Here is an 8,028-nt window from a genome sequence, read left to right on the forward strand (position 1 = left end):
AGCCCGCTCCTACAGATGCTGAGTTGCCTGTAGGAGCGGGCTTGCCCGCGATGAGGCCCGCCCTGACTCAAGAAAATTCAGCCCAACAACGCCCGCAAAGCCCGGCAATCCGCCGCATGCCAGTCCACCAGCTCCGGCCACGGGTTGTCCGGCAGGTTCACCAGCACCGTACGCGCCCCCGCCGCTCGCCCGCAATCCAGATCAAAACGGTAGTCGCCCACCATTACCAGCTCGCTCGGCGCCACGCCCCACGAACTGGCGATCTTCAGCAAGCCGTCCGGGTTGGGCTTTGGCGCTGCTTCGTCACGGCCCAGGATATGCTCGACGGCGAAGCAGTCCGCCAGGCCGATCGCCTCCAGCGTGACATGCGCCAGCTCACGCGCGTTGCGGGTGAGAATACCCAGCCGGCAACCCCGCCCCGCCAGTTCGCGCACCAACTCCACCGCACCTGTGGCGGCGGTCGAAGCAACCGCCAGGTCGCGCTCGTGCTCCAGCAGCCAGGCATGCTTGGCTGCAGCCTCAGCCGCCGGCAGCGCTGCCAGGTGGGTGAGGATGTCGTCCTCGGGCGGTATCTCCAGCGCCTCGCGGATGGCGGCAAAATCGTGCACCGCCACGGTGAGGGTGCCATCCATGTCGAACACCCAGTTGCGGATATCGGCCAGGCTCATGCCCAGTCCTTGCGATGGCGGATCAGGCCTTCCTGCGTGGACGAGGCCACCAGTTGCCCGGCGCGGTTGTAGATGCTGCCCCGGCAGAAGCCACGGGCGTTGCCAGCCCAGGGGCTGTCGGTGGCGTACAGCAACCAGTCATCGGCGCGCAGATTGCCGTGGAACCACAGCGAATGGTCGAGGCTGGCGATCTGCATATCGCGCTGCCACACCGACCTGCCATGGGGCTGCAGCGAAGTGGTCAGCAGGCCGAAGTCTGAGGCGTAGGCCAGCAGGTACTTGTGCAGCGCCGGGATGTCCGGCAGGTTGCCGTCCGCGCGGAACCAGGCGTACTTCACCGGGTCGCCGGGCTTGGGGTTGAACGGGTCGCGCTCGGTGACCGGGCGAATCTCGATCGGCTTGGCGCACAGCACCTTGTCACGGATGCGCTCGGGCAACTGGTCGGCCATGGCGCGGGCCAGTTCGACCTCGCTCGGCAGGTTCTCCGGCCCGACCACATCAGGCATCTGCGCCTGGTGCTCGAAGCCCTGCTCGTCGTACTGGAACGACGCGCTGCAGGTGAAGATGGGCTGGCCCTTCTGGATGGCCGTTACCCGCCGGGTGCTGAAACTGCCGCCATCACGCACCCGGTCGACCGAGTACACCACCGGCAGGCTGGCGTCGCCCGGGCGCAGGAAGTAGCCGTGCAGCGAATGCACGTGGCGCGCGTCCTCGACCGTCTGGCTGGCCGCCGACAGTGACTGGCCCAGCACCTGGCCGCCGTACAGCTGGCGGAAGCCCAGGTCCTGGCTGCGCCCACGGAACAGGTTCTCCTCGATCGACTCGAGGCTCAACAGGTCGACCAGGTCGTCCAACACATGACTCATCGGGGGTTCTCCTAGCAAGGCATCACAGCTCTACAGCGCTTTCATGAAGGCGAATGATACAGGGTTTGTCATGGGTGCTCCGCATGGCGGCTCATTCAGTGCGCAGGGTCTGCTCCCAGCGGGCACGGTCGATGCGGTACAGCACGTGCGGGCGCAGGGGGTGGCCACTGGGCAGGCGCGGGTGTTCGAAACTGCCCTGCAGGTCCTGCACCATGCCGATGGCCTGCATGACCTTCTGCGACGGCAAATTGCTCTCGCTAGTGAACGACACCACTTCCGCCAGGCGCAATTGGGCGAAAGCACAACGCAGGCAGGTCCACGCCGCCTCGCTGGCAAAGCCCAGGCCCCAGTGCCGCCGGGCCAGGCGCCAGCCGATCTCCACCGCCGGTGCAAAGGGCGCCTCGAAGTTGACGTTGAGCAGGCCGGTCATGCCGATGAAGGCACCGCTGTCCTTGCGCTCCAAGGCCCACAGGCCGAAACCGTACTCGCTGAAATGCCCGCGAATCCTGCCGATAAGCGCCGCCGCCTCCAGCCGCGTCAGGGGTGCAGGGAAGTAGCGCATGACGTGCGGGTCGGCGCACATGGCAGCGAACTCGCGCAAGTCGTCGTCCTGCCATTGGCGCAACACCAGGCGTGCGCTGTCCAGTTCGAGGATGGGGGTCATGGGCGTGCTCCGGTTTTACTGTCCTGCAGTTTACAGCGTAGGCGAAATGCAATTTTCACAACGCCTTCACCCGCCCCCGACAGACCCCTTCGCAGAATGCCGCCATCCCCCGCCGCGCGTTGCGCGGCCATGCCATCGGAGCCACGCATGCTGCACAGCAATACCTTGGGACACCCCGCCATCCACGCCCGCCGCAAGCGACGGTTGTCCCGCAAGGCCCTTGGTGCCGCCCTTGGCCTGTGCATGGTGGTGGCGGCGTTGGGCACCTGGCTGGCGACGAGGGCGCATACCGTGGACCTTGGCAACGAACAACAGTTGAGTGACAGCGGCCTGCTGCAGGACTGGGCCAAGGGTGCGGTCATCGTGATGATCCGCCATGCCGAACGCTGCGACAGCGCACCAGGCCCGTGCCTCGACGACCCCACCGGCATCACCGTGGCGGGCAGCGAAGCGGCAGTGCAAGTTGGCCTGGGCCTGCACCACCTTGGGCTGGCCAATGCCGATGTACTCAGCAGCCCCAAACTGCGCACCCGGCAAACTGCCCACTTCATCCTCGGCCAGCCCGTGGCAACCGAGGACTGGCTGGAAAGCTGCGACAACCAGTTCGCCCAGCAAGCCATGGCACGCAAGCAACCCGGCCATAACCTGGTATTGGTGACGCACAATGGCTGCATCGACCACTTCCAGCGCCAGCAGCGGGTGGTCGGTGGCGAACGGCAAAGCGGCTATGCCAGCGCGTTGTTCGTCTCGGTGGATGGCAATGGCAAGGCGCGCATTCTGGGCCGGTTGAACGCACCGGACTGGCAGCGGGTGCTGGCCTCTGCAGGACAATAGCACCCTGTTGGCAATTACTGGCAAGATCAGCGCTGGCCCCGATTGCGAAACCACCATGCCGTTGCCGCTGATTTACCACGATGACTACAGCCCGGAGTTCCCGCCCGAGCATCGCTTCCCGATGGACAAGTTCCGCCTGTTGCGCAACCACCTTGTCGACAGCGGGCTGACCACCGACCAGGCCCTGCTGCGCCCGGAAATCTGCCCCAACGACATCCTCGCCCTGGCCCACGACCGCGGCTACATCGAGCGCTACATTAACGGCGAGCTGTCACGCGAGGACCAGCGCCGCCTGGGCCTGCCCTGGAGCGAGGCGTTGGCCCGGCGCACCGTGCGCGCAGTGGGTGGCTCGCTGCTGACCGCCGAGATGGCCCTGCAGCACGGCCTTGCCTGCCACCTGGCAGGCGGCACCCACCACGCCCACTACGACCACCCGGCAGGTTTCTGCATCTTCAACGACCTGGCGGTGATCAGCCGTTACCTGCTGGAGGCCGGCCGCGTGCACCGGGTGCTGATCTTCGATTGCGACGTGCATCAGGGCGACGGCACGGCGCGCATCCTGCAGGACACGCCCGACGCCATCACCGTATCGCTGCACTGCGAACAGAACTTCCCGGCACGCAAGGCCCACAGCGACTGGGACATCCCCTTGCCACGCGGCATGGGCGATGCGGCCTACCTGAAGGTGGTGGAGGATGCGCTCAACTACCTGTTGCCGCTGTACCAGCCCGACCTAGTGCTGTACGACGCGGGGGTGGACGTGCACAAGGACGATGCCCTCGGCTACCTGCAACTCACCGATGCCGGCCTGGCCGCGCGCGACGAGCTGGTCATGCGCCATTGCCTGGGCCGGGACATCCCGCTGGTCGGCGTGATCGGCGGCGGCTACAGCAAGGACCGCGAAGCGCTGGCCAGGCGCCACGGCATACTTCACCACAGCGCGGCAAAGGTCATCAGTTGTTCACAATGACTGTGGAACCGCTTGTGGATAACCTGAGCGAAAGGGGCTGCAACCCAATGCCAGCGTGGCCTGCAGCAGGCTGATCATTTTTTGTTCAGTGCTTCCATAGGCCCGGCTGCGCTAGAATGCGTAACTTTTCCACAGCCTGTCGCCCACCATGTCCGATTTTCACCCCGCATCCCCTCCCCTCGCCGTCGTCATCGGCGGGGGCCCTGCCGGTTTGATGGCCGCCGAAGCGCTGGCCCAGCAAGGGCTGGCCGTGCAGGTGTTCGACGCCATGCCATCGGTGGGTCGCAAGTTTCTGCTGGCAGGTGTCGGCGGCATGAACATCACCCATTCGGAACCTTATCCACAGTTCGTTGCGCGCTATGCCGAACGCCAGGACGCGATTGGCCGGCTGCTGCAAGACTTCGACGCCGATGCCCTGCGCCAGTGGATTCACGGCCTGGGCATCGAAACCTTCGTCGGCACTTCCGGCCGCGTGTTCCCCACCGACATGAAAGCCGCGCCGCTGCTGCGCGCCTGGCTCAAGCGCCTGCGCGACAATGGAGTAGTTATCCACACCCGTCACCGCTGGCTGGGCTGGAATGCCGATGGCAGCTTGCGGCTGGCTTATCCACAGGGTGAGTTGAACGTGACGGCCGACGTGCTGGTATTGGCGCTGGGTGGCGGCAGCTGGGCAAGGCTTGGCTCGGACGGCGCCTGGCAGCCACTGCTGGCCGAGCGGGCTGTGGATATCTCACCGCTGCAGGCGAGCAACTGCGGTTTTGAAGTGGCGGGCTGGAGTGAGCTGCTGAAAGGCAAATTCGCCGGCGCACCGCTGAAGAACATTGCCCTGAGCGTACCCGGCAAGGCGCCGCGCAAAGGCGAGTTCATCCTTACCGCACAGGGTGTCGAAGGTAGCCTGGTGTATGCATGGTCGGCGCCGCTGCGCGAAGCCATCAACCAGGAAGGCCAGGCCACGCTGCTGCTCGACCTGCTACCGGACAAGCCTGTGGACAAAATTGCCCAGGCCCTGGCCAAGCCACGGGGTTCAAGGTCGATGGCCAAGCACCTGCACAGCCAGTTGGGCATCGATGGCGTGAAGGCGGCGTTATTGCGTGAGCTGACTGATCAAGCGACGTTTGCCGATATGGCTGCACTGGCACGGGCGATCAAGGCGTTGCCGATTACGCTGGTGCGCACGCGGCCGCTGGACGAGGCCATCAGCAGTGCCGGTGGCGTGCGCTTCGAGGGGTTGGATGAGGGTTTGATGGTGAAGGGGATGCCTGGGGTGTTCTGTGCCGGCGAGATGCTGGACTGGGAAGCGCCGACCGGCGGGTACCTGTTGACCGCGTGCTTTGCCAGCGGGTTGCGGGCCGGGCGGGCGGCGGCGGATTGGCTGGCGCGGTCTGCCTGACGCAACGCCGGGGCCGCTTTTGCGGCCCCAACATCCTCAAGGCTTGCGCTTTTTCGGCCCGGTATTGAAGCTCGGCACTTTACGCACCGCCTTGACCGGCGCCTCGTCGGCGCTGTCCATCCAACGCCCCAAACCGCGCTTGGCGCTGTTTTCTTTCGGCTTCTTCGGTTTCTTCGGCTTCTTGATCACCTGGCCACTGGCATCGGTCAAAGGCACCCGGTGATCCGGGATGAAGTCCGGCTCTTCATGGCGCGGCAACGTCTGGCGGATCAGCGTTTCGATCGTTGCCAGTTGCTGCACTTCATCGGCGCACACCAGCGAGATCGCCTCACCCTTGTTGCCGGCACGGCCCGTGCGGCCGATACGGTGCACGTAATCTTCGGCAACGATCGGCAGGTCGAGGTTGACCACCAGCGGCAGGTCGTCGATGTCCAGGCCACGCGCGGCCACATCGGTGGCAACCAGCACCTGAATTTCACGGGCCTTGAAGCTGTCCAGCGCACGTTGGCGGGTGGCTTGCGGACGGTCGCCGTGAATACCGTCGGCGTTCACCCCCTCGGCCAGCAGGCGCTCGACCAGTTGGTCCACGCCATTGCGGGTCTTGGCGAACACCAGCACCTGTGTCCAGCGCTGCTTGCGCAGCAGGTGGCAGAACAGGTCGGCCTTGCGTTTCTTGTCCACCGGTACCAGCCACTGCTTGACCGTAGTGGCGGCAGCGTTGCGTGGGCTGACTTCGATGCTCAGCGGGTCATTCAGCGCCAGCCCGGCCAGCACGCGGATCTGCTCGGAGAAGGTGGCAGAAAACAACAGCGTCTGGCGTTTGCGCGGCAGTGCTGCGTACACCGATTGCAGCTCTTCGGCAAAGCCCAGGTCGAGCATGCGGTCGGCTTCGTCGAGCACCAGGGTCTGAACCTGGTTGAACTTCACCGCGTTCTGGCGGAACAGGTCGAGCAGGCGGCCTGGGGTAGCCACCAACAGGTCGACACCCCGGCGCAGGCGCATCATCTGCGGGTTGATGCTGACCCCGCCGTACACGGCGTAGGTGCTCAGCGGCAGGTTTTCGGCATATTCACGCACATTGTTGTGCACCTGCTCGGCCAATTCGCGGGTGGGCACCAGCACCAGCGCGCGGATCGAGTTGCTGGCCACCTTCTCCCCTTCCAGGGCCAGGCGCTGCAGCACCGGCAGGGCAAAGCCGGCGGTCTTGCCGGTGCCGGTCTGGGCTGCGGCCATCAGGTCGCGGCCGGCCAGCACCGCGGGAATGGCCTGGGCCTGGACTGGGGTCGGGGTGGTGTAGTCCAGTTGCTGCAAGGTGCGCAGCAACGGTTCGATCAGGCCGAGTTTGGCGAAATTCATGGCAATACCGTCAGGGGGTTCAGCGAAGGCGGCAAGTTTACCGCAACACCCCGGCTTACTTGCAGATTTCGCCCTTCAGCGGTTGCTCGGGCGCTGCCGGCTTGCGCCACTGCGGCAGGCCGATCAGCACCACGGCGCCGATGATCACCGCCATTGCCAGGCATTCCTCGGCACCAATCTGCTCACCGGCAAAGACAATGCCCAGCAACACCGCGACCGCCGGGTTGACGTAGGCGTAACTGGTGGCCGCAGCCGGCCGCACATTCTTCAGCAGGTACATGTAGGCACTGAAGGCCAGGATCGAGCCGAACAACACCAGGTAGGCCAACGCGCCCCAACCGGCCGCCGTCGGCATCTGGGTCATGCGCTCGCCCGAGAGTGCGCTGCCGAGCAGCAGCGCCGCACCACCCACCAGCATTTCTGCAGCGCTGGCCATCGGGCCCTGGGGTAATGGCAGGCTTTTGCTCCACACCGAGCCAAACGCCCAGGAGGCGGCAGCGAACACGATCAGCGCTGCGCCGATGGGGCTGGCTTGCAGGTTGGAACCCAGGTTGAGCAAGCCGATGCCGAGCAGGCCAAGCAGGATGCCGGCCCATTCCAGGCGCGAATTGCGGTGGCCGAACAACAGGCCGAACAACAGCGTGAACAGTGGCACCGTGGCCACCGCCAGCGCAGCCACACCCGAGGCAACACCCGCGTGTTCGGCCACGGTTACCCCGCCATTACCGCAGCTGAGCAGCAGAAAGCCGACCGCCCCCGCCGCACGCCATTGTGGCCAGGTTGGCGCCGGCACACCGCGCCAGCGCAAGAACCCGTAAAGCAGGCCACCGGCGATGACAAAGCGCACCCCTGCCATGAGCATGGGTGGCCAGGATTCGACGCCGATGCGGATGAACAGGTAGGTAGAACCCCAGACCAGGTACAAGGCCAGGAAGGCGCCAATGAGCAATAACGGGAAGCGGCGGGAGGCAGGCATGGTGGGAGGCTCGAAAAATCCGTTTACGGGGGGCCTAGTTTAGGAAGTTGTTTGCGCGAACTTAAGTTACAAAACGGGATTAATTGAGCGGCACACATCGGGGGTGCATGGCTGAGGGTTTTTGGGGAGTTCGAGATCGAGCGCCGCCCGCGCGGCGCATCGCGAAGCGCTTGCCTTAGGATCTTCAGCGCCTTTGAGATCGAGCGCCGCCCGCGCGGCGCTTCGCGAAGCGCTTGCCTTGGGATCTTCAGCGCCTTTGAGATCGAGCGCCGCCCGCGCGGCGCTTCGCGGGGCAAGCCCGCTC

9 protein-coding genes are annotated in these 8,028 nt (G+C 65.3%); 3 read left to right on the forward strand and 6 right to left on the reverse strand.

Annotation, left to right across the window (positions count from 1 at the left end; translation table 11 throughout):
* Positions 1-77: 77 nt before the first annotated feature.
* From ACNQPL_RS26420 to ACNQPL_RS26430, 3 genes are all read right to left on the reverse strand, one after another.
* Entirely contained in the window at positions 78-668 is a 591-nt protein-coding gene (locus tag ACNQPL_RS26420; RefSeq protein WP_346614576.1) for an HAD family hydrolase, read from the reverse strand.
* Positions 665-1,534 (reverse strand): acyl-CoA thioesterase II, encoded by an 870-nt coding sequence (tesB, locus tag ACNQPL_RS26425; protein ID WP_346614577.1) that lies wholly within the window; start codon positions 1,532-1,534, stop codon positions 665-667. Before tesB ends, ACNQPL_RS26420 begins: the two co-directional genes overlap by 4 nt.
* Before the next feature lie 91 nt (positions 1,535-1,625).
* Positions 1,626-2,198 (reverse strand): GNAT family N-acetyltransferase, encoded by a 573-nt coding sequence (locus ACNQPL_RS26430; protein ID WP_416468365.1) that lies wholly within the window; start codon positions 2,196-2,198, stop codon positions 1,626-1,628.
* 147 nt (positions 2,199-2,345) lie between these two features.
* Between ACNQPL_RS26430 and ACNQPL_RS26435 the strand changes: the two genes are divergently transcribed.
* The 3 genes from ACNQPL_RS26435 to ACNQPL_RS26445 all read left to right on the forward strand — a co-directional run bounded on the left by ACNQPL_RS26435 (position 2,346) and on the right by ACNQPL_RS26445 (position 5,392).
* Positions 2,346-3,032 carry a histidine phosphatase family protein gene (locus tag ACNQPL_RS26435; protein ID WP_416468366.1) on the forward strand — a complete coding sequence of 229 codons (687 nt, stop codon included), beginning with the start codon at positions 2,346-2,348 and terminating at the stop codon, positions 3,030-3,032.
* Positions 3,033-3,087: 55 nt separating this feature from the next.
* On the forward strand, positions 3,088-4,002 hold the full coding sequence (locus ACNQPL_RS26440; protein WP_416468371.1) for a histone deacetylase: 915 nt from the start codon (positions 3,088-3,090) through the stop codon (positions 4,000-4,002).
* A gap of 148 nt (positions 4,003-4,150) precedes the next feature.
* On the forward strand, positions 4,151-5,392 hold the full coding sequence (locus tag ACNQPL_RS26445) for a TIGR03862 family flavoprotein (protein ID WP_416468367.1): 1,242 nt from the start codon (positions 4,151-4,153) through the stop codon (positions 5,390-5,392).
* Positions 5,393-5,428: 36 nt separating this feature from the next.
* Here ACNQPL_RS26445 and ACNQPL_RS26450 read toward each other — a convergent pair whose 3' ends face one another.
* The 3 genes from ACNQPL_RS26450 to ACNQPL_RS26460 all read right to left on the reverse strand — a co-directional run.
* Positions 5,429-6,748, reverse strand: a complete 1,320-nt coding sequence (locus ACNQPL_RS26450) for a DEAD/DEAH box helicase (protein WP_416468368.1) — start codon at positions 6,746-6,748, stop codon at positions 5,429-5,431.
* A gap of 55 nt (positions 6,749-6,803) precedes the next feature.
* Positions 6,804-7,724, reverse strand: a complete 921-nt coding sequence (gene yedA / locus ACNQPL_RS26455) for a drug/metabolite exporter YedA (RefSeq protein WP_416468369.1) — start codon at positions 7,722-7,724, stop codon at positions 6,804-6,806.
* Positions 7,725-7,790: 66 nt separating this feature from the next.
* Positions 7,791-8,028: hypothetical protein (locus ACNQPL_RS26460; protein WP_416468370.1), on the reverse strand; the 238-nt coding region annotated here is incomplete at its 5' end.

It is taken from the genome of Pseudomonas sp. LFS044, assembly GCF_047978245.1.
Classification (GTDB): domain Bacteria; phylum Pseudomonadota; class Gammaproteobacteria; order Pseudomonadales; family Pseudomonadaceae; genus Aquipseudomonas.